The organism is Phytoamicus setariae (assembly GCF_016722925.1).
GTDB lineage: Bacteria > Pseudomonadota > Alphaproteobacteria > Rhizobiales > Rhizobiaceae > Rhizobium_E > Rhizobium_E setariae.
Genome location: NZ_JAEQNC010000004.1, coordinates 246,873 through 266,669 on the forward strand (window position 1 = coordinate 246,873; position 19,797 = coordinate 266,669).

A 19,797-nucleotide genomic window follows, 5' to 3' on the forward strand; every position below is an offset into this window, starting at 1 on the left:
GAAAATGCACCGACTCCGTTTATAGGAGGAACATCAGCCTCCTCGATCCGGGCGGATGCGACCGGCAAAGAAACTCGACAGGGACAGCATGGCACGTACCCGCGCAAGCGATTTTGAGGAAAAGCAACGCAGCATCTTGAGCAGCGCTGCCGCGGTCTTTGCTGAAATGGGCATGGAGAAGGCGTCCATGGCCTTGATCGCAACCCACAGCAATGTTTCCAAGGCGCTGCTCTATCACTACTACCCCGGCAAGGACGCGTTGATCTTCGACATCATCCGGACCCATCTTGCCGAACTGGAAGCCGCCGTGGAAGCCGCGGACCAGCCCGAGGTCGCACCGCAGGATCGCCTGCGGCGGCTGGTACGCACGGTAATCGAATGCTATCGCGGCGCCGACAACGAGCATAAGGTGCAGCTCAATGGCACGACAGCGCTTTCAGAGGAGCAGCTGACGGAATTGCGTGCGATCGAACGACGGATCGTCAAGCGTTTCTCAGGCATCATCAACGACATCAATCCGGAACTCGATCGCGACCGGCCGTTGCTGATGCCGGTGACCATGTCTTTGTTCGGCATGATGAACTGGGTCTATATGTGGTTTCGCCCGAACGGGCCGATCACACGCGAGGAATATGCCGATATTGCCACGACCCTGATCCTCGAAGGTGTCCGCGCGGTTCGCTGACCACGTCTGGTTCAATCCCCGAACTTCACCCGCTCGAGGATGAGCGGATCGTATTCCGGTGCCTTGATCCGCCGGCGTCCGGGCTCGGGCGCGGCTAAGGGATCAACCGGCAGAAGCTTGTCGCGAGCCTCCAGCGCCAGCCGCTGGTAGACGGCGGTACCTCGGCGCTTCCAGTCGATTTCCTTTTCCGTGAGTTCGCGCACCACCCGCGCCGGCGCGCCGACGACGAGGCTGTTGGGCGGAATTTCCGCGCCCGCCTTGACGAAGGCCATGGCAGCCACGATGGAGTTCTCGCCAATCACCGCCTCGTCCATGACGACCGCATTCATGCCGACCATGGCGTTGCGACCGATCCGGCACCCATGCAGCACGGCTCCATGACCGATATGGCCTTCTTCCTCGATCAGCACGTCCAAATCCGGAAAGCTATGGACCACGCAGGTTTCCTGCACGTTTGAACCCCGTTCCATCACGATACGGCCGAAATCGCCGCGCAGCACTGCACCGGGACCGACATAACAGGCCGGCCCGATGATGACATCGCCGATGACCACCGCGGCGGGGTGCACGAAGGCTGCGGGATCGATGACCGGCACAACGCCGTCATAGGAATAAACCTGCGCCATGGTCTCAGGTCCCCTCATATTCAGCGTCACGCCCGGTTTCAGCGACTGCTTCGAGCCGGTTGGCAAACTCTCGCCGCAACGTCCGACGCAGTTCGGCGGCGCGGTGGCGGCGCTGATCCAGCATGGTCTCCGGCTGCCACTTCGGCACAGCCACCGGATGACCAGCGCTATCGACAGCCACCATGGTAAAGTAGCACGAATTCGTATGCCGCCGATTGCCCGAACGGATCTCCTCCGCCTCGACCCGGATGCCGACCTCCATCGAGGTACGACCGGCATAGTTGATCGAGGCGCGAAATGTCACCAGTTCCCCGACGTTGATAGGTTCCTTGAAGATCACCTGGTCAACCGACAGAGTGACGGCATATTGCTTGGAGTACCGGGATGCACAGGAAAATGCGACGCGATCGAGCAGGTTCAACAAGGCGCCACCATGCACCTTGCCGCTGAAATTCGCCATGTCTGGCGTCATCAGCACCGTCATTTCAAGACGGCGGGCGTCCTGCTCGGTCGATACCATCGCTTACCCCCAGGTCTTGGCCACCATCGTCAGAACGTCATATTGGGCAACCGTGGCGCCGGTCTGGTTGGTGACGCGGCAATCCCACCGAACTTCACCGTGCTCGGCTTCTATTCGCGGATTGATGTCCTTGCAGGTCAGCCGGACCTGCAACGTATCGCCAGGATTGACGGGTGTAAGGAAGCGTAGATTGTCGACACCGTAATTGGCAAGTACCGGACCGGGCGCGGGATCGACAAAAAGGCCGGCCGCAAACGAGACGATCAGGTAGCCGTGCGCCACACGCCCGTCGAAGAACGGATTGGCGCGCGCCGCTTCCTCGTCCATGTGGGCATAGAACGTATCGCCGGTAAAATTGGCGAAATGCGCGATGTCATCGAGCGTCACCGTACGTGTCGCCGTGACCAGCTGGTCGCCGATCTTCAGTTCGGCGAGCGACTTGCGGAACGGATGCCGGCCATCCGAATAGGTGGCCGCGCCCTCCGTCCAGCGACCGGTCACAGCCGTCAGCAGGGTCGGAGCGCCCTGGATGGCCGTGCGCTGCATATAGTGCTTGACGCCCCGCATGCCGCCGAGTTCTTCGCCACCGCCTGCCCTGCCCGGGCCGCCATGCACGAGACCAGGCAATGGCGAGCCGTGACCGGTCGAGGTCTTGGCACTCTGACGGTTGCCGATCATCACGCGGCCGTGGAACGGCGCGAGACCAAGCACGGTCTCCCGTGCAAAATCGGGATCGTTAGTGAACACGGACGACACCAGACTACCCTTGCCGCGGCGGGCAAGTTCAACAGCGTCGTCCACCGTGTCGTAGGGCATCACCGTGCTGACCGGCCCGAAAGCCTCGACGTCGTGAACAGCCTGCGCCGAACCCGGATTGTCGCAATAGAGAAGCACGGGGTTGAGGAAGGCGCCGGCAGCAGCATCGCCGGAGACGATTTGCGGCTGGTCCGGATTGCCGGCGACGATTTCGGCTTCCGCGGCGAGATCGCGAATGCGTGCACGCACCTCGTCACGCTGGGCAAGGCTTGCGAGCGGACCCATGCGGACATTCTCGTCGGCGGGATTGCCGAGCACGGTTTTTCCGAGCCTATCGCCGAGCGCCTTGATGACCGCGTCACTGAACGCACGCGGAACGAAGACACGACGGATGGCGGTGCATTTCTGCCCTGCCTTGACGGTCATTTCGCGCGCGACTTCCTTGACGAAGAGATCGAACTCCTCAGTGCCCGGCGCAGCGTCGAGGCCGAGGATGGACGCATTGAGACTATCAGCCTCCATGCTGAAACGAACGGAGTTCTCTGTGATGGTGGGATGTGTCTTGAGCTTGCGGCCGGTATAGGCCGATCCGGTGAAGGTCACCACATCCTGGCCATCGACATGGTCGAGCAGATCACCGACCGAGCCGGAAATCAGCTGTAGCGCGCCTTCGGGCAGAATGCCGCTTTCGATGATCCTGCGCACCATCAGTTCGGTCAGATAGGCCGTCTGGCTGGCGGGCTTGACGATGGCCGGCATGCCCGCGAGCAACGTCGGCGCAACCTTTTCCAGCATGCCCCAACAGGGAAAGTTGTAGGCATTGATATGCACCGCGACGCCTTGCAGCGGCGACAGGATATGCTGGGCGGAAAACGTGCCGTCCTTGGAAAGCGCTTCGACATCGCCGTCAAGCAGCACGCGCGTGTTTGGCAGTTCGCGCTTACCCTTCGAAGCGTAGGAAAGCAGCGTGCCGATGCCCCCTTCGATATCGACCCAGCCGTCGATACGGGTCGCACCTGTTGCCAGCGAAAGCGCGTAGAATTCTTCCTTCTGCGCCATCAGCGCCTGGCCAAGTGCCTTCAGCATCGCCGCACGCTCATGAAACGACATACGACGCAGCGCCGGCGCAGCTTTTTGCCGGCCATATGCGAGCGCCGCCTTGAAGTCGATGCCGGTGGAATCGATCAGCGCCACCGGTGCTCCGGTCGATGCGTCCAGCAGCGGTGCGCCCTCTTTTGCCCCTGCAGCCCATGTGCCGCACACATAGCTTTCGAGCCGGCGCGGCCGGTTTGCTGAAATGTTCACGTTCCTATTCCTTCCTGTCAGTTCAGGCCGAGCGCAGCAAGCTGCGCGTCAACCGTTGCCTGCCATTCGGCCAGCAACGTTTCATTGGTTGCGTGGCGTAAGCCGAAGCGCTTGAGCATATCGAAGCGCGCCGAGCCGGCCAGGCCGAAACTTGCCGCGACGCGCGGCCGCCAGTATTCGATCGATGCGCGCGCTGCCTTGCGGCCATCTTCCGATTTGACGATCTGCTCAAGGCCGGTGACGCCGAGTTCCATGTGGCGCGTTTCGCGAGGCAGGACTGCCCTGAACACTTCGGCCAGTGGCTGGTAGGAAACCCGCCCCAACTCCCGAAGCTGGATGACGCTTGCCGCGCCCATCAGCACGTTCATCACCACGGCATCCACCCAGCCGTCGAGCGGATAATGGAAGACCGACAGGCGCATGTCGCCGCCCTGCCGCACAGTGCCGATGTCGGCGTCGCGGGCAACGCGTGCCGCCCACGGGTAGTGGACCGCATAACGGCCGGTATCCGCGCCGAACGTACCCATGACATCCAGCACCTGGCCAGCATGATCGGTCTTCTCCAACACGATCTTCGCCGCCGAGATACGTTCCTGTATTCCTGGCGCATCGTTGATGATGTCGGCAAAACCGGCGGAACCCGCCAGTTCGCTGTCAACGAAGCTCGCCATCAACCTCAAAAGCTCGCCACGATAGCGCGGTGGCACGTTGGAGGGCGAGGTCAGCATGCCGCCCTGCGCCAGGTAGTCTTCGATAGACATTGTGTCCACCATCGGTCTCCTCCTCGGTTCGCTTCAGGCGAGCTTATTGGTCGTAGCTGACGACGATCCGATCGGTCAGCGGGTAGCACTGGCAGGTCAACACGTAGCCCTGCGTGACTTCATAGTCTTCGAGCGCATGGTTGGTTTCCATCTCCACCTCACCCTCGATCACCTTGGCGCGGCAGGTCGAGCAGACGCCGGCCTTGCAGGCATAGGGTGCGTCCATGCTGTTTTCCAGCGCCGCTTCCAGCAGGCTCTGGCCGTGCTTGGGGAACGTGAAGATACGGGTCGCACCATCGAGCGTCACCGTCGCCTGACAGGTAGCGCCCTTGTCGACACCGCCGGCGTTTTCGACCTTGTGGCGGGCGCGGCCCGGCTGCGAGGACGCGAACAGCTCGAACTTGATCTGCTCGTCGCGAAGGCCGTGTTCGCGGAGCGCACCGGCGATGGCCAGCATCATCGGTTCGGGACCACAGATGAAGGCGGTGGTGATCGATCCGATGTCTATCCAGCTCTTGAACAGCGCCGCGCATTTGGCCGCATCGACGCGACCGGTGAAGAGGTCGATGTCCTGCGCCTCGCTCTCCAGCACATGCAGCACGGAAAACCGGCCAAGGTAGGTGTTCTTCAGGTCTTCAAGCTCTTCACGGAACATGATCGAACTGATCTGGCGGTTGGCATAGACTAAGGTAAACGTCGAACGCGGCTCGCGCGCCAGCGTCGTCTTGATGATCGAAAGAACCGGGGTGATGCCGCTGCCGCCGGCAAAGCCCAGATAGTGCTTGGCGACCTCGGGCTCGATCGGGGTGAAGAAGGTGCCCATCGGCGGCATCGCTTCGAGCGTCTCGCCAACCGAAAGCTGTTCGTTGGCCCAGGTCGAGAAGCAGCCGCCATCGACCCGCTTGATGCCGACCTTCAGTACGCCCTCGTCGCGACCTGCGCAGATCGAATAGGAGCGGCGCAGTTCCTCGCCATCGAAATTGCGCCGGAAAGTCAGATACTGGCCCTGGGTGAAATCGAATGTGTCCTGGTCGTCCCGGGAGGGAGCCAGCGTCACCACGACGGCATCGCGCGTTTCGCGGCGGACGTCGGTCACTTCAAGGGAATGGAAACGTGCCATTTATGCGGCCCTCATTCTTTTCGCATCGCTCAGATGCATTTGAAATAGTCGAAAGGTTCGAGGCATTCGGTGCAGCGGTAGCTCGCCTTGCACGGTGTAGAACCGAACTGGCTGATCTTCTCGGTTTTCGTCGAGCCGCAGCGCGGGCATTCGATCACAAGGTTTGAAGCGCCCGCCAGGCGATCGATCCGCTTCATCAACACGCCATCGACAGCGGTGCCGTCTATCGGCGGAGCAATGCCGTATTCCTTCAGCTTCCGCCGGCCCTCGGCACTGATCCAGTCAGTGGTCCAGGCGGGTGAAAGCTGTCGCTTGAGCGTCACCTTCTCCACACCACGCTCGGCCAGTGCCGCCTCGATGTCGAGATTGATGATGGTGGTAGCGGGACAGCCCGAGTAGGTCGGCGTGACCGTCACAACCAGCGTATCGTCATTCCATTCCACATCGCGAATGATGCCGAGATCGGTGAGCGAGATGACTGGAATTTCGGGATCTGGCACTTCGGAAAGCCACTGCCAGACCTCTTGCGTCGAAGGATGCAGCCGAGCCTCCATGACAGTCTCCTACCAGGTCGCGCCGGGATAGGCGCGCTGCAGGAATTGCAGATCGGCCAGGATGTAGCCGAGATGCTCGGTGTGGACGCCGCGCTTGCCGCCCTTGTGCATGAAGCCGTCGGCGGGCTTCTTCAAGGTCGCCTCATCGAGGGCTTCCGAGATGATCTCGTCCCATCCGGCCTTCAGGCTCGAAGGTTCCGGTGCAAGGCCCGCACTGGCGACAATCATGTCGGCATCATCAGCCATGAACATCTCGCCGGTATAGGGCCAGAGTTCATCCAGCGCCTGCTGCATCCGGCGATGGCTTTCAGCCGTGCCATCACCGAGGCGGATGACGAGGTCGCGGCTGCGATCAAGATGATAGGACACTTCCTTCAGCGTCTTTTCAGCGATCTCGGCGATCCGGGGATCCGGGGATCCTTTCAGCCCCTTGAGCAGAAGGTAGTGCCACGCATCGAAAAGGAACTGGCGCATCAGCGTCTTGCCGAAATCGCCGTTCGGGCGTTCGACGAGCAACAGGTTGCGGAACGCATGACCATCGCGCAGAAAGGCAATGTTGTCGGCCGTCCGCCCCTTGCCCTCGACTTCGCCGGCAAGGCCAAGCCAGAGCTGCGTCTGGCCGATCAGGTCGAGCGCGGTGTTGGAAAGGGCGATATCCTCTTCCAGAGCCGGCGAATGGCCGCACCATTCCGACACGCGGTGACCGAGGATCAGGGCGTTGTCGCCCAAGCGCAACAGGAATTCGAAGAGAGCGGACCGGTCGATGGCCGCATCGGTCAAGGCCTGGGCGCTCATCACATGTGCCCCACTTCTTCCGGAATGTCGAAGAATGTCGGATGACGATAGACCTTGGAATTCGACGGTTCGAACAGCGGTCCCTTGTCGGACGGCGCGCTGGCCGTGATGTCGCTCGAGCGTACCACCCAGATGCTCACACCTTCGTTGCGACGGGTGTAGACATCGCGGGCGTTGTTGACTGCCATCTCCGCGTCCGGCGCGTGCAGGCTGCCGACATGACGATGGTTGAGGCCATGCTGGCCGCGGATAAAGACCTCCCAGAGGGGCCATTCATTGGACATGTTTCACTCCCTGGCTATTGTGACAGCGTCATCCACCGTTTCAGATGACGCTCGCGATTTCGCTGCTTCATGTCTGCCGCGCGCCCCTCATCTGCCCTGCCGGGCATCTTCTCCCCGAGGGGAGAAGAGGGAACGTGCCGCTTTTTCCGGCCTCCCCCTCTCCCCTCGGAGAGAGGGTAGGGTGAGGGGGCCCTTGCTATTTCTTACTCGGCCGCCATGCGGGCTGCGGCACGGCGGGACTCGGCTTTCTCGGCGTGCGCCACGAGACCGTCACGGAACCATTCGCCATCGCTCCACGCCTTCTTGCGGGCGTCAAGACGTTCAGCGTTGCATGGACCGTTGCCGGCGATGACGGCGAAGAACTCGCTCCAGTCCGGCTCGCCGAAGTCGTAGCCGCCCTTTTCCTCGTTCCACTTGAGATCAGGATCGGGAACCGTCAGCCCGAGATATTCGGCCTGCGGCACCGTCTGGTCGACGAACTTCTGGCGCAGTTCGTCATTGGAATTCTGCTTGATCTTCCATGCCATCGACTGTGCTGAATGCACAGAAGCGTCATCAGAGGGTCCGAACATCATCAGCGACGGCCACCACCAGCGGTTCAAGGCGTCCTGGACCATCGCCTTCTGTTCCGGCGTGCCCTTGACCATCTTCATCAGGATGTCGAAGCCCTGGCGCTGATGGAAGCTTTCTTCCTTGCAGATGCGCACCATGGCTCGCGCATAGGGGCCGTAGGAACAGCGCTGCAGCGGCACCTGGTTCATGATCGCCGCACCATCGACGAGCCAGCCAACCGCGCCGATATCGGCCCAGGTGAGCGTGGGATAATTGAAAATCGAAGAGTACTTGGCCTTGCCGGTGTGCAGTTGGTCGTAGAGTTGGTCGCGACTGACACCCAGCGTCTCGGCGGCGCAATAGAGATACAGGCCATGACCGGCTTCGTCCTGCACCTTGGCGAGCAGGATCGCCTTGCGTTCGAGCGTCGGCGCACGGGTGATCCAGTTGCCTTCCGGCAGCTGTCCGACGATTTCCGAATGCGCGTGCTGGCTGATCTGACGCACGAGCGTCTTGCGGTAGCCCTCCGGCATCCACTCCTTGGGCTCGATCTTCTGGCCGGCATCGACGCGCTCCTGAAAGGCGCGCTCGACCGGATCCATCTCATCAAGCGTCCTGACGCGGGCGGCGTCGGTTTTCACCATCTGCGCATACATGATCGGTCTCCCTTGCTTGGCGTGTCAGACGCGTTCGAGAATGATGGCAATGCCCTGGCCGACACCAATGCACATCGTGCAGAGTGCGTAGCGTCCGCCCTGGCGTTGTAACTGGTAGGCAGCGGTGGTCACGAGCCGCGCGCCGCTCATGCCGAGCGGATGGCCCATGGCGATGGCGCCACCGTTCGGGTTGACGTGCGCGGCATCGTCGGGAAGGCCGAGTTCGCGCAATGTCGCAAGCGCCTGGGCGGCAAATGCCTCGTTGAGTTCGATGACATCCATCTGGCCGATGGAAAGGCCGGCACGCTCCAGAACCCGCCTAGCGGCAGGGGCCGGGCCGATGCCCATGATGCGCGGCTCTACGCCAGCCGCCGCCATCGCGACGATCCGAGCCTTGGGGGTCAAATCTTGAGCCTTCACGGCCGCCTCGCCGGCAATCAGCAGCGCGGCCGCGCCGTCATTGACGCCCGATGCATTGCCGGCGGTCACACTGAGATCGGGACCATTGACGCCCCTGAGCTTGGCAAGCTGCTCTGCTGTCGTGCCGGGGCGCGGATGCTCGTCGCGATCGACAATGATCGGATCGCCCTTTTTCTGCGGAACCTTGACCGTCACCAGTTCGTCGGCAAACAATCCGGACTCTTGCGCTGCAGCCCAGCGCGCCTGGCTACGGGCCGCGAACGCGTCCTGGTCGGCGCGATTGACGCCGAAATCAGCAGCAACATTGTCAGCGGTCTGCGGCATGGAATCGACACCGAACTGCGCCTTCATCTTCGGATTGACGAAGCGCCAGCCGATGGTCGTGTCATAGACGGCATTGGAGCGGGAAAATGCGCTGTCGGCCTTGGGCATGACGAACGGCGCCCGGCTCATGCTCTCTACGCCGCCTGCGATCACCATATCGCAGTCGCCGGCGCGGATGGCGCGAGCTGCCATGCCGACGGCATCCATGCCAGACCCACAAAGGCGGTTGATCGTGGTCGCGGGAATGGAGACCGGCATGCCGGAAAGCAGCACGGCCATACGGCCAACATTGCGGTTATCTTCGCCGGCCTGATTGGCGCAACCATAGATCAGGTCATCCACCTTCGACCAGTCAACGCCGGGGTTTCTCTCCATCAGGGCACTCAAGGGAATGGCGGCGAGGTCGTCGGCGCGAACCGAAGACAGGAGCCCACCATACCGCCCGATAGGGGTCCGCACGGCATCGCAGATGAAAGCTTCAGGCATGTTCTTCCTCCTGGCCGGCAGCCATATTAGCACATTCGCCGACCGATCGGTTAGCTTTTATCATGGCGAACATTACATCGCAATAACAAATATCGAGATTTGTGTAATGTTCGATTGTCACACCCAGCTAGGGGTATTCCGCCAGCAAGCGTTGCCGATGAGCAATTTCCGCCACAGACAGATTGACAAGGCGACCCTTGAACCAGGAATGAATTTCGCCTAGATAACCGCCCATCGATCACTTCAACAGGATGTGTGCCCGAATGGATTTCAACCCGACCGCAACGCCGATCTGCCTTGCCAACCGGGAAATTCATATCCATGCCTGCATCCATCACTCTCTCCAGTCTTTCGTGGTCCACGCCTGACGGAAAGCTCCTGCTTTCCAATCTCGATATGAGCTTCGGCGCGGAGCGCACCGGCCTCGTCGGTCGCAACGGAGTTGGAAAAACCACCCTTCTCAAGCTGATAGCCGGAGAACTGAAACCTCAGTCCGGAACGATTTCTGTTGGCGCCAGTTTTGGAACCCTGCGCCAAAGCGTGCAGGTGCATCAGGGCGAAACCGTCGCGGATCTGTTCCATGCGACCGAAGCGCTCGCCGTCCTGCGCCGCGCCGAGGCGGGACTGGCGACAGCCGATGAGCTCGTCACCGCTGACTGGACGCTGGAACTCCGCGTCGCGTCCACGTTGGCACAGGCCGGTCTGCACGTGCCAGCGGAAACGCAGCTGGCCACTCTCTCGGGCGGACAACGCACGCGAGCCGGTCTGGCAGCGTTGATATTCGCGGAGCCCGATTTCCTCATACTCGACGAACCAACCAACAATCTTGACCGCGAGGGCCGCATCGCCATCATCGATCTGCTGGCAAACTGGCATGCCGGTGCAATCATCGTCAGCCATGATCGCGAATTGCTCGAAACAGTCGATGCAATCGTCGAGCTCACTTCGCTCGGCGCGACCCGATACGGCGGCAATTGGAGCCAGTATCGGGAGCGCAAGGCCTTCGAGCTTGCGGCCGCACAGCGCACCCTGGCCGATGCGGAAAGGCAGGTCGAGAACGCCGCCCGCACTGCGCAGATGACGGCGGAGCGGAAGGCTCGCAAAGATCGCACGGGCAACAAGAAAGCGGCCAAGGGCGATATGCCGCGCATCCTGGCGGGCGGGCGCAAAGCACGCAGCGAAGAAACGGCAGGCAACAATTCCCGCCTGGCGGAACGCAAGAGCACACAGGCGCTCGTTGCCGCCACTGCGGCGCGCGAACAGATCGAAGTTCTTCAGCCCCTGTCGGTCAATCTCGCATCAACCGGGCTTCCCGCGAGCAAGACGGTGCTGAGGGCAAACGCCGTGACCGCAGGTTACCAACCGAACCAGCCAATCGTCCACAACCTCTCCTTTGACATCACCGGGCCGGAGCGTGTTGCGGTCACCGGTCCGAACGGCTCGGGCAAGTCGACGCTGCTGGCACTGATCGCAGGTGAGTTGAAACCGTGGGTCGGGACGGTCAGCCTCTTGACCACGCTCGCCATGCTCGACCAGCAGGTCGGCATTCTCCAACCTTCGCTTTCCATCAGGGACAACTTCCGCAGGATAAATCCCGATACCGATGACAATGCCTGCCGGGCCGCCCTCGCCCGGTTCATGTTCCGGGCCGGAGCCGCGCTGCAGACGGTTTCCACGCTAAGCGGCGGCCAAATGCTGCGGGCGGGCCTTGCCTGCGTTCTGGGTGGATCGACACCGCCGTCTTTCCTGATCCTCGACGAGCCGACAAACCATCTGGATATAGACTCGATAGAAACCGTCGAGGCGGGGCTGCGGGCTTATGACGGAGCACTTCTGGTCGTCAGCCATGACGAACCATTTCTGCAAGCAATAGGGATTTCACGCAGACTCCAGCTACCTGAACCGGCAACATAGCCCGGACGGCGGCGCGGGCAGCATTGGCTGGCTACGGCCCAACTGACCCGAACCGCGCCTGTGTCGCCTCCGTGACTTTCGGCAACGGACCCGAACCATTGACGAAAGTTTCCGCGACATGCTCGTCGGCCGATCGAGATAACAGCTTGTAAAGACGTTCGAAAAGTTGCCTTGCTTCGAATCCTGGCCAATCGTCCGGCAGCGCCTCCGGCGGCAGGCGCGGATCACGCAGCACAACGCTGCGGAAACGATGGACAAGAAGCAGCCTGATGACCAGGCAGGTTTCCGCGGAGGGCTGCAGATCGTCGGCCAGCAGTGCTTCCACGGGCGCGAACTGTCCAAGGAATTTCTGGTAGGCAGCCGCGTGCGGCTTCAAATCCCAATATCCGGCAGCAAAAGCCTGCAGTTCGGCATGGTCCGATGCGACTTTGGCCTCGAATATCAGCACCGGCTGAGCGAAGTCAGGCTTGCGTGGTCCGACCAGCATTTGACTATTCAGCCTGGCATAGCCGGCACGCTCCAGCGCCGGGATCAACTCGCCGCCGGCAGAATCTGGGACGTGGACGAAATTCCAGTCCCGCTCGTCGCGATGGGCAAACAGGATCTGTGCAGCATGGGAAAACTCCTTGCCGGCAGCGTCCGAAAGTCGGTAGTAGCTGCGACGCCCGGCGCGCTCGCCCACGAGTTGTTCCGAGGAGACGAGGCGGGAAACGGCTGTCCTGACGAGGGTGTCGCTGATCCCGACCCGCGCGCAGGTCTCGATAAGGTTACCCACCCAGACGACATCGCCCCTTGGATCGACCACATCGCCGTAGATGGTGACGATAAAGCCCGCCGCCTTGAGGGGGCTTTCCAAGACAATACGATCGATGAGATCAGCGGCTTCGCGCTCGAAATCGCTACTGTGTGTCGGCAATCGGCACCCTTTCCTGTTTACCGACCCATTATCAGAACTGACCGGTGGTTCAATCGCCTTGGCGTCATGGCCGGCAGTCGCCGCAGGCGCACTATCAGGACCGGTACATAAATTTCACGTCGATGGCTCCTACCTGGCATAATCCTCTGCCCGGATCTCGGCCAGTCCGCGAACTGCATCGCGATTGCCGGTCGCCGCCAGCGCCTCAAGAATGGTCAGCGCATCCGCTCGGCGATTGAGTTTCCTGTAGGCATAGGCGCGCAGCACGAGCAGATCCGTCCGTTCGGTTTGCAACTGCGCCAGTTGATTGAGATAGACAACGGTCTCGCGATAACGGCCGGCATCGAAAGCATCCGTCGCGCGATTGCTGAGGATAGCCGTCTGCAGCTCGACCGCCCGTGACAATCTCTGTTTCGCCTTCGTGGCCGACACGGCGGCGTCGTTGACGAGCCCGGCCCTGAGGTAAGCGAGGCTCTGGCCATAGGCTGCGTCCTCGCGAATCTTTGCCGAAGCGCTGCGCAAGGCAACACCGAATGCGCTTGCTGCTTCCAGCGGCCGCTTGAGATTCATCAGGCACCAGCCGCGACCAATAGCAACGTCGGGGTGGAGCATTTCGGGGTCGACTGTCGTCCGGCATCCTGCAGCGGGTCGGGCGGCGCTGACCACGGCGCGGCGGGGACTCTTAGCAATGGGCTCCTCGCTTAGCCTTGATTCCGGCAAGCTTTCCCGGCGCGCATAGTCATCGACCTCGTCGATAGCCGTGTCCGCATCGACACGGTTGACCGGTTCGACCCTACTGATCCTGTCGGCTCTCTCGCTTGTTGAATCCGGCAAGGGGATCGTGTCATACGCCGTCTTCTCTCTCTGCGGTTCCGATACTCTTGCAATGCGCTCTGATCGCCCGGCCCATACATTCTGTATCTGCCTGACCCCTGCCATGTCCTTCAGCTGCAGCCTTGCAACAGCCAGGCCATAGGCGGCCGGCTCATAGTCCGCCTTCCAGCCAAGCGTCATCCGGAACCATTGAGAAGCCGTCTTCGGCTGGCGAAACGCCAGCGCATACCAGCCGAACTGCTCGGCTGTTCGCACTTCCTTCTTCTCCGTTACCGCAGCAGCGATGCGCCGCAGCACTTCCTGATCGAGCACCGGGGGTGGTTCGCCCGCCAGGAGGTTTGCCGTTGCGGCGAAATAGGTGGCGCTCGCTTCCGCCGACGCGTCGCGCCAGCGATACATGACGTTTTCGGCCTCTCGCGCATCCTTTCTCGCAATCAAGGTAAGGGCGAGCCCCTGCGCTGCAGACGCGGTGTCTGTGATGTCATGTGCCGTGCGAAAGTAGCGCTCCGCTTCAGCCATGTCCGAACGCTTTATATAGTGCCAGCCAAGCAGCAGCGCATCCGACGCATTTGCCTGCTTTTCGACGTCCTTCCGCAACAGATCGAGATAGGATTGGGCGACGACGAGCTTGTCGTCCTTGCCCCCTTCGGCCACGAAACGGCGGGCGAGATCACCGAGAACGGGTTCGAACTCGGGCTTGCCATCCGGCAATGTCTTCTCCAGCAACAGCAGCGCCTGCATCTGCTCATAGCCGAGGACCGCAGCCGCTTTCTGGATCGTTGCGATGCGCTCCGGCGTCTTTGTGCAGTTCTTCAGAATATAGGTATAGGCATCATCAGCGCGGGCCAGGCGATCGGTTTTGGCAAACGCCTCAGCCACGCGCCAGAGCACATCGACGTCGCTGCAGGTCAAAAGGCTTGGCGTCTCCGACCCGATCGTTACGACATCGGCATATTGCTTAGCATCCGAGGCGGAGATGAGCGCAAGCCGCTTTTCGGCAACGGCCAGGCGCTCCGTAAGATCGGAAGGCGGGGTCCAGCCGGGTTCTCTAACCTGCCTGTCATTGATTGCCTTGTGCAATTCTGCAAACTTGGACTGCGAATAGAGCGCCCACATCGCTTCGAGTTGCCGATCGCTGTTTTCCGGCACCGCGAGTGGGTCGGCAGGCGGCACCCAATCGGGATAGAGCGCCCGCAGGCGGGCAATCTCGGCTTCCAGCCGCGCCTTGTCGCCCTTGCTAGCAAAGTAGCGCAGAGCACTTTCATCGACCACGGGCTTCTTCGCCGGTTCGGCCGGTTGCTGGGCAGGCTCGGCCTGCGCCACGATGCGCTCGCCTTTCGCCACGGCGGTTGATTTGGCGAGCCAACCAGTTGGGTTGCCCATCAGTTCCGAACGGATGAAGTCGGCATTCGACGCCGCGAGCAGAACGGTGAGCGCGGTTGTGCCGGTAAATGTCAAGATTGTTGACTTCATGTCGTCAAACCAAACCATCCAGGTCGCATGCTCCGATCATCGATCTGCAGTCCCGGTTTTCTCCCGATATCCCATTGCCAATGCGCGTCTTCCAAAACCAACCTCAGGCCGCCATACTCGAACGGATGCGGCTCAGTCGCACTGGAACGGAAGTTCACAACGCGACAACGAACAAACGCAAGGTCCGATCCCTACCAAGCCCGTCTATGGTTAATTATTCGTGAACATATGCTAATGGATAGGCGTATTGACGCAAGTGCCCGCACTGGTCGGCATGCCTACTTTCCCCTGCCGAAAGAATTCAGAAGCGCCGAAGTGGCGAGACCCAACAGCACGGACGCTCCTGCAAACAGTACGGCATAGGAAAGGATGTTGGTCGAAAGCCAGTTGGCTGCGATCAGCCGATAATTGAAAAGAGAGAAGGGTTGAGTGGCGATCAGGTAGGAGCGCACGGCCGCAACCGACTTCACGGTCTTTTCCGCCTTGTCATAGAAGAGGACATGTCCGGACATGTCCTGCCAGCTCTTCTCGTCCGACAGGAAACTCATGCCCTGTTGCAACTCGTTGCCGGTCGGAGCGGCAAGCACCATCCAGGTCCCCGTCCCTTCGGGGCTTAGGCCCTGGGCGGCAAGGAAGGTCGACGAATTGTCCGGCAGGATATCGGTCTCGGCAGCTGGCAAGAACTGCAACGAGCCGAGCGAAATGTCGAAGGTGTCTTTCAACCACTCCTGGACGGCCGTGATCTGCCCCTGCCAGGTACCGCTGCGAACCCGCGCCTTCCATTCCTCGAACGCTTCCTTGTTGTCCAGTCCGGCGGCGACATCCGCCCCCTGGTTGCCCCATGCGGTGCGGCTTGCTTCCGAGATGTAGACACGGTTCAAGGCCAGGGTCGGTATCTGCGAAATGGCGCCGACGAAAATCGCATTGCGATCGCCGATGCGGGAGGTCGACGTCTCGACCATGGCTTTCAGCGGACGTCCCGCAGCAATTGCCAGCTTGCCGAGAAACATCGCGGTCGTCGACAGCGTCTGGCTGTCGACCCGATCCATGAACAGTGCGACATCGGTTGAGCCACGGCCATAAGGAAACCCGGTGCCGGCGACAGCTGACAGACTTGGCGACTGCGCGATGCGGGCAAAGTCCGGTATCCGGAACTCCGATGTGTTGAAGATGGCAAAACGCGGCCCGCCGGAGGCGGCAGCGCCGGGCACGCATGCAATATCGGGCTTGGCCTTGAGCACTGCCTCGACTTCAATGCGGTTGGCGCCCGGCTTGAAATGCCGCATCGTTACCCGGATCGGCAGATGGCGGAAGAGTCCGCCGTTGGTGGATGTGATGGGCACCGTCGAGGCAATATTGCCGTTCACATAGATGTCGATGTGGCTTCCCGGCAAAATCTCATCGGAATAGGCCGCGTCCAGCAGGATGGTGGCCTCACCATACGCATTGGCATAGAAGTCCGCTGGCACGCCGATCTCGAAGCCGGTGCGAAACAGCCTGCCGCTGAACTCCGTGGTCGGCACGCCAAGCTTGGCAAAGGTGAGGTTGCTACGGGCCCGAAGGTATGGCGTGTCGCTGCCGTTCCAAGCCTGTGTCCACAGCACGTCGCGTTGCCGGTCCTCCGGCCGCTCGAGCGGGCTCACCATGTTTTCAATTGCTGCTTCGACGGTCTGCCAGGTGGGGCCACTGAACACCAGAACCGACTTGCCGCCTTGAGTTTGCTCCACGAACCCCGTGAAGCTGCCATTGTCGGCCGATTTCGGCAGCGCCGGCATCAACGGCCGGAGATCTGCTGCGATGCCGACCGCGACGGTCAGTTCCCCAGGGCCGGCTTCCGGGCCAATCGAAGTGGCAATCGTGAAAGACTGGTTCGGCATCCGCCCAAGCAGCGCCAGTCCCTGGCTCAGGCGCATCAGCGCATCTGTCTGGTTCGGCTGCTGCAGTTTCGGCGTCACGACCCTGAAATGGGTGCGGCCCATTTTGTCGACCCCTATCGCTTTCACGTCGTCCAGGGTCGTAAGGACCTGAATGGCGTCAGGGTCCAGCGTCAGGAAAGTCCGTTCAGGAATGATCTCGGACCATAACTCGTAGGTGGACTGCACCGAACAGTCGGTGCGATGCTGCTGGATGCCGCGAAAACTCAGCTTGTTGATGCCCGGCCTCAACAGCCCGGTCGGCAGCTTGTAGCTGCGTTCGGAAATGCCATTGGGCGACTGCACTGGTTCATCGGCGATCAGCGTATCATTGACATAGACCGACAGGCTGGAGGTTTCCGGAGCAACGACGATGGCGTTGCGATAGCCATAGTTCAGGGTTCGCGCCGCAGCCGCCTGCGCGGGGGTGAGGTAGATCGTCCAGGTCTTGGTGGCGAACTCACCGTTGAGTTTCAGCGACTGGAACGGCAACAGGTAGCGGGGCTTCTGCAAAGGCGCCAAATCGATCTTTGGTACGATCACCGGCGCGGGGCGATCCTTGGACCCTGTATCGACGGGTTTGCCGTCCGGCCGGTCGATGCTCATGTCGAACGGGTCGCTAAGCGCACCATTCGAAATCGCCAGAGCCCCCATCAGGGCAAGCAACGGAACGAGCATTCTCATTGCTGCGCCTCCGGACGGGTACGGATCCCCTTGACGAGATAGATCAGCCCCCGGCTCGTCTGGTAGAACGCCAGGCCCAGGAACCACAATGTTCCTTTCAACAGGCCGGGATTATAGCGTCGCGCCAACTGGAAATCGCTCCACTGGTTGGAGTTGGCGAAGATCAGGTCAGCGACCAGATAATGATGGCGGGCGGCAGTCGGCACGAAACGGCAACCGATCGAGGCGACATCGCCGCTATCCTGCAGGTTTCGGATCGCGACCGGCAATTCTTCCTCAACCTCCGATCCACTCGACTTGAACCGGATAGCGCCCATTGTGTCGATAGCCACACCATGCGTCTCGAACTGGAACGCCTGGATGCGGGCACCTTGCGCGGAAACGTTTTCGATCGAGGCGGGGTAATGCTGGCCGTCGACGACGAAATCGCAACGCCGGCTGATTTTCACCCGGCGCGTGGCGGTCTTTTCGCCTCGCTCGGAGACCACGCCCAGGGCGCAGCCGGCCAGAATGAGATTGAGCAGGTTCCAGCCGCCCACCACGAGTGTCACATCAGCCTTGTAGGGCTCGGCATAGAAGCGGTAGATGCTGACGATCAACCCGACGAACAGGACGCCGAAGATCACGAAGAAAGGCCGGGCAATCTCCGACAGCCTGCTGACCAGCACGGATTCGTCCTTTGCCGTCACCTTGAAGGTCGGCTTGCGTGGATTGAGAATGACTGACACGACAGCGGGCAGCAAATGGACCGTCTGCACATATTCGTAGAGCTCCGAGATCCACGGCCAGCGAAACGAGCCATAGAGATAGTTCTGCATCATCAGGTTCACGAGCATGTAGGCCAGCGTATAGCCAAGGAACTCGCCGCCCGACGCGGTAAAGATCTGCAGATCGAAGAACAGATAGAACAGCGGGGCGATGAGGAACATCGTCCGGGGAAACGGAAACAGCCAGAACAGCGTCGAGGACATGTAGCAGAGCCGCTGAGCGATGGTCAGTCCGCCCTTAAACAAGGGGAAGCGGAACCGGAGGATCTGCATCATTCCCTGTGCCCAGCGGCTGCGCTGGCCGATAAAGCTGGCAAATGTTGCCGGCTGCAATCCGGCGATCAGCGGCTTGTCGACATAGACGCTGTTCCAGCCGCGCGAATGCAAGGCGAGTGCCGTCTCGCAGTCCTCGGTAATCGAAAGGCCGCTGAAGCCATCGGTCTCCTGCAGTGCCTTGCGGCTGAGGACCGCAGCAGACCCGCAGAAGAAAGCCGCGTTCCACTTGTCCAGGCCGCGCTGGATGATGCCATAGAACATTTCGTTCTCGCTCGGCATCTTCTCGAAGGTCTGCAGATTGCGCTCGACGGGATCGGGATTGAGGAAGAAGTGCGGCGTCTGCACGAGAAACAGCTTCGGATCGTCTTCGAAGTAGCCGACGGTTTCTTTCAAGAAATCGCGAGCAGGCGCGTGGTCCGCATCGAAAACAGCAATGAGATCGCCATCGGAATACTGCATGCCATTGTTGAGATTTCCGGCCTTGGCATGTTCGTTGCGCGCCCGCGTCAGATAACGGACGTCGAGATCGCGGCATAGAGCCTGGAGTTCCTCATGGCGCAACGTTGCGGCGCGGCTCTCCAGCACCTTGTCGGAATTGCGTTTCTGGGCCGTGGAGCCATCGTCGAGCAGCCACACGACCAGCTTGTCGGCTGGGTAGTCCATGCCCTTCGCCGCTGCCAGCGTATTGGCCAGCAGAGCCGCATCCTCATTGTAGCTCGGAACGAACACATCGACCTTCGGGAAATGCTTGAGATCAGCGGCGCGCGACGACCTCTGCGGCAATGGCTTGGCAACCACGAAAAGGCTCAGCGCCAGCATCGCGACGCTATACATCTCCGCCAGATAGAGCAGAAAGCCAGGTATGAAATTTTCGAGCTGGTTGAGCGGTGGCAGCGTGCTGGTCGTACGCCAGTAGACATACCGCAATACCACCGCTGTACCGAAAGCAAGGGCGATCAGTCGCCATATCTCCTGGGCGCGAAGGATCTTGATGATGGCCATGAGCGTGACGACTGTGATGCTGGCGATCAGCTGCGTCTGCAGATTAATCGGCAGCGTGATGACAGCCAGAATGCCGAGCGAGATCAAAGCCCAAATAAAAACTACTCTGATCCTGCCCATTTACCTTGTCCCTCGCCCTCATAGCGTTCGACTCTAACAACTAGCCCCTGTGTC

The 19,797-nt window shown here is 60.9% G+C and carries 17 protein-coding genes; 2 read left to right on the plus strand and 15 right to left on the minus strand.

The window, feature by feature from the left end; genetic code table 11:
* Nucleotides 1–33: 33 nt before the first annotated feature.
* Nucleotides 34–174, minus strand: coding sequence for a hypothetical protein (locus JJB09_RS26610; RefSeq protein ID WP_246748629.1), 141 nt, complete (start codon nt 172–174; stop codon nt 34–36).
* 13 nt (nt 175–187) lie between these two features.
* Between JJB09_RS26610 and JJB09_RS08875 the strand changes: the two genes are divergently transcribed.
* Nucleotides 188–685, plus strand: coding sequence for a TetR/AcrR family transcriptional regulator (locus JJB09_RS08875; RefSeq protein ID WP_246748630.1), 498 nt, complete (start codon nt 188–190; stop codon nt 683–685).
* 11 nt (nt 686–696) lie between these two features.
* Here the strand turns inward: JJB09_RS08875 and JJB09_RS08880 are convergent, their stop codons facing one another.
* From JJB09_RS08880 to pcaF, 10 genes are all read right to left on the minus strand, one after another.
* Nucleotides 697–1,311 (minus strand): transferase hexapeptide repeat family protein, encoded by a 615-nt coding sequence (locus JJB09_RS08880; RefSeq protein WP_201656266.1) that lies wholly within the window; start codon nt 1,309–1,311, stop codon nt 697–699.
* A gap of 4 nt (nt 1,312–1,315) precedes the next feature.
* Nucleotides 1,316–1,831, minus strand: a complete 516-nt coding sequence (locus JJB09_RS08885) for an acyl-CoA thioesterase (protein ID WP_201656269.1) — start codon at nt 1,829–1,831, stop codon at nt 1,316–1,318.
* A gap of 3 nt (nt 1,832–1,834) precedes the next feature.
* A complete protein-coding gene (paaZ, locus tag JJB09_RS08890; protein ID WP_201656272.1) occupies nt 1,835–3,892 on the minus strand; it encodes a phenylacetic acid degradation bifunctional protein PaaZ in 2,058 nt (685 codons plus the stop codon).
* Between the two features lie 17 nt (nt 3,893–3,909).
* The gene (locus JJB09_RS08895) at nt 3,910–4,665 is read right to left on the minus strand and encodes a Phenylacetic acid catabolic protein (protein WP_201656275.1); all 756 of its coding nucleotides are present in this window, start codon (nt 4,663–4,665) and stop codon (nt 3,910–3,912) included.
* A gap of 31 nt (nt 4,666–4,696) precedes the next feature.
* Complete coding sequence (gene paaE, locus JJB09_RS08900) at nt 4,697–5,773, minus strand: 1,2-phenylacetyl-CoA epoxidase subunit PaaE (protein WP_201656278.1); 1,077 nt, start codon at nt 5,771–5,773, stop codon at nt 4,697–4,699.
* A gap of 29 nt (nt 5,774–5,802) precedes the next feature.
* Nucleotides 5,803–6,327: a 1,2-phenylacetyl-CoA epoxidase subunit PaaD gene (gene paaD / locus JJB09_RS08905; protein ID WP_201656281.1), complete on the minus strand. Its 525-nt coding sequence runs from the start codon at nt 6,325–6,327 to the stop codon at nt 5,803–5,805.
* 9 nt (nt 6,328–6,336) lie between these two features.
* Nucleotides 6,337–7,122 carry a 1,2-phenylacetyl-CoA epoxidase subunit PaaC gene (gene paaC, locus JJB09_RS08910; RefSeq protein WP_201656284.1) on the minus strand — a complete coding sequence of 262 codons (786 nt, stop codon included), beginning with the start codon at nt 7,120–7,122 and terminating at the stop codon, nt 6,337–6,339.
* Nucleotides 7,122–7,406 carry a 1,2-phenylacetyl-CoA epoxidase subunit PaaB gene (gene paaB, locus JJB09_RS08915; RefSeq protein WP_201656287.1) on the minus strand — a complete coding sequence of 95 codons (285 nt, stop codon included), beginning with the start codon at nt 7,404–7,406 and terminating at the stop codon, nt 7,122–7,124. The genes paaC and paaB overlap by 1 nt, the downstream gene beginning before the upstream one ends.
* A 203-nt stretch (nt 7,407–7,609) precedes the next feature.
* Nucleotides 7,610–8,614, minus strand: a complete 1,005-nt coding sequence (gene paaA / locus JJB09_RS08920) for a 1,2-phenylacetyl-CoA epoxidase subunit PaaA (RefSeq protein WP_201656290.1) — start codon at nt 8,612–8,614, stop codon at nt 7,610–7,612.
* A gap of 24 nt (nt 8,615–8,638) precedes the next feature.
* Nucleotides 8,639–9,844, minus strand: a complete 1,206-nt coding sequence (gene pcaF, locus JJB09_RS08925) for a 3-oxoadipyl-CoA thiolase (protein WP_201656293.1) — start codon at nt 9,842–9,844, stop codon at nt 8,639–8,641.
* Nucleotides 9,845–10,165: 321 nt separating this feature from the next.
* Here pcaF and JJB09_RS08930 point away from each other — a divergent pair, with 321 nt between their 5' ends.
* Nucleotides 10,166–11,758 (plus strand): ABC-F family ATP-binding cassette domain-containing protein, encoded by a 1,593-nt coding sequence (locus tag JJB09_RS08930; RefSeq protein ID WP_201656296.1) that lies wholly within the window; start codon nt 10,166–10,168, stop codon nt 11,756–11,758.
* Nucleotides 11,759–11,789: 31 nt separating this feature from the next.
* Here the strand turns inward: JJB09_RS08930 and JJB09_RS08935 are convergent, their stop codons facing one another.
* The 4 genes from JJB09_RS08935 to bcsA form a co-directional block, all read right to left on the minus strand.
* Nucleotides 11,790–12,674, minus strand: coding sequence for a PaaX family transcriptional regulator C-terminal domain-containing protein (locus JJB09_RS08935; protein ID WP_201656299.1), 885 nt, complete (start codon nt 12,672–12,674; stop codon nt 11,790–11,792).
* A 129-nt stretch (nt 12,675–12,803) separates the two neighbouring features.
* Complete coding sequence (locus JJB09_RS08940; protein WP_201656302.1) at nt 12,804–14,981, minus strand: cellulose synthase; 2,178 nt, start codon at nt 14,979–14,981, stop codon at nt 12,804–12,806.
* A 278-nt stretch (nt 14,982–15,259) separates the two neighbouring features.
* Complete coding sequence (locus JJB09_RS08945; protein WP_201656304.1) at nt 15,260–17,578, minus strand: cellulose biosynthesis cyclic di-GMP-binding regulatory protein BcsB; 2,319 nt, start codon at nt 17,576–17,578, stop codon at nt 15,260–15,262.
* Nucleotides 17,575–19,743, minus strand: a complete 2,169-nt coding sequence (gene bcsA / locus JJB09_RS08950) for a UDP-forming cellulose synthase catalytic subunit (RefSeq protein ID WP_201656307.1) — start codon at nt 19,741–19,743, stop codon at nt 17,575–17,577. The genes JJB09_RS08945 and bcsA overlap by 4 nt, the downstream gene beginning before the upstream one ends.
* Nucleotides 19,744–19,797 lie beyond the last annotated feature (54 nt).

Excerpts from the sequence above, each read along its gene's own strand:
- JJB09_RS26610 (WP_246748629.1), bottom strand. The coding sequence starts at position 174 with ATGCCCATTTCAGCAAAGACCGCGGCAGCGCTGCTCAAGATGCTGCGT.
- JJB09_RS08875 (WP_246748630.1), top strand. The coding sequence starts at position 188 with ATGGCCTTGATCGCAACCCACAGCAATGTTTCCAAGGCGCTGCTCTAT.
- JJB09_RS08880 (WP_201656266.1), bottom strand. The coding sequence starts at position 1,311 with ATGGCGCAGGTTTATTCCTATGACGGCGTTGTGCCGGTCATCGATCCC.
- JJB09_RS08885 (WP_201656269.1), bottom strand. The coding sequence starts at position 1,831 with ATGGTATCGACCGAGCAGGACGCCCGCCGTCTTGAAATGACGGTGCTG.
- JJB09_RS08895 (WP_201656275.1), bottom strand. The coding sequence starts at position 4,665 with ATGGTGGACACAATGTCTATCGAAGACTACCTGGCGCAGGGCGGCATG.
- paaE (WP_201656278.1), bottom strand. The coding sequence starts at position 5,773 with ATGGCACGTTTCCATTCCCTTGAAGTGACCGACGTCCGCCGCGAAACG.
- paaD (WP_201656281.1), bottom strand. The coding sequence starts at position 6,327 with ATGGAGGCTCGGCTGCATCCTTCGACGCAAGAGGTCTGGCAGTGGCTT.
- paaC (WP_201656284.1), bottom strand. The coding sequence starts at position 7,122 with ATGAGCGCCCAGGCCTTGACCGATGCGGCCATCGACCGGTCCGCTCTC.
- paaB (WP_201656287.1), bottom strand. The coding sequence starts at position 7,406 with ATGTCCAATGAATGGCCCCTCTGGGAGGTCTTTATCCGCGGCCAGCAT.
- paaA (WP_201656290.1), bottom strand. The coding sequence starts at position 8,614 with ATGTATGCGCAGATGGTGAAAACCGACGCCGCCCGCGTCAGGACGCTT.
- pcaF (WP_201656293.1), bottom strand. The coding sequence starts at position 9,844 with ATGCCTGAAGCTTTCATCTGCGATGCCGTGCGGACCCCTATCGGGCGG.
- JJB09_RS08930 (WP_201656296.1), top strand. The coding sequence starts at position 10,166 with ATGCCTGCATCCATCACTCTCTCCAGTCTTTCGTGGTCCACGCCTGAC.
- JJB09_RS08940 (WP_201656302.1), bottom strand. The coding sequence starts at position 14,981 with ATGAAGTCAACAATCTTGACATTTACCGGCACAACCGCGCTCACCGTT.
- JJB09_RS08945 (WP_201656304.1), bottom strand. The coding sequence starts at position 17,578 with ATGAGAATGCTCGTTCCGTTGCTTGCCCTGATGGGGGCTCTGGCGATT.
- bcsA (WP_201656307.1), bottom strand. The coding sequence starts at position 19,743 with ATGGGCAGGATCAGAGTAGTTTTTATTTGGGCTTTGATCTCGCTCGGC.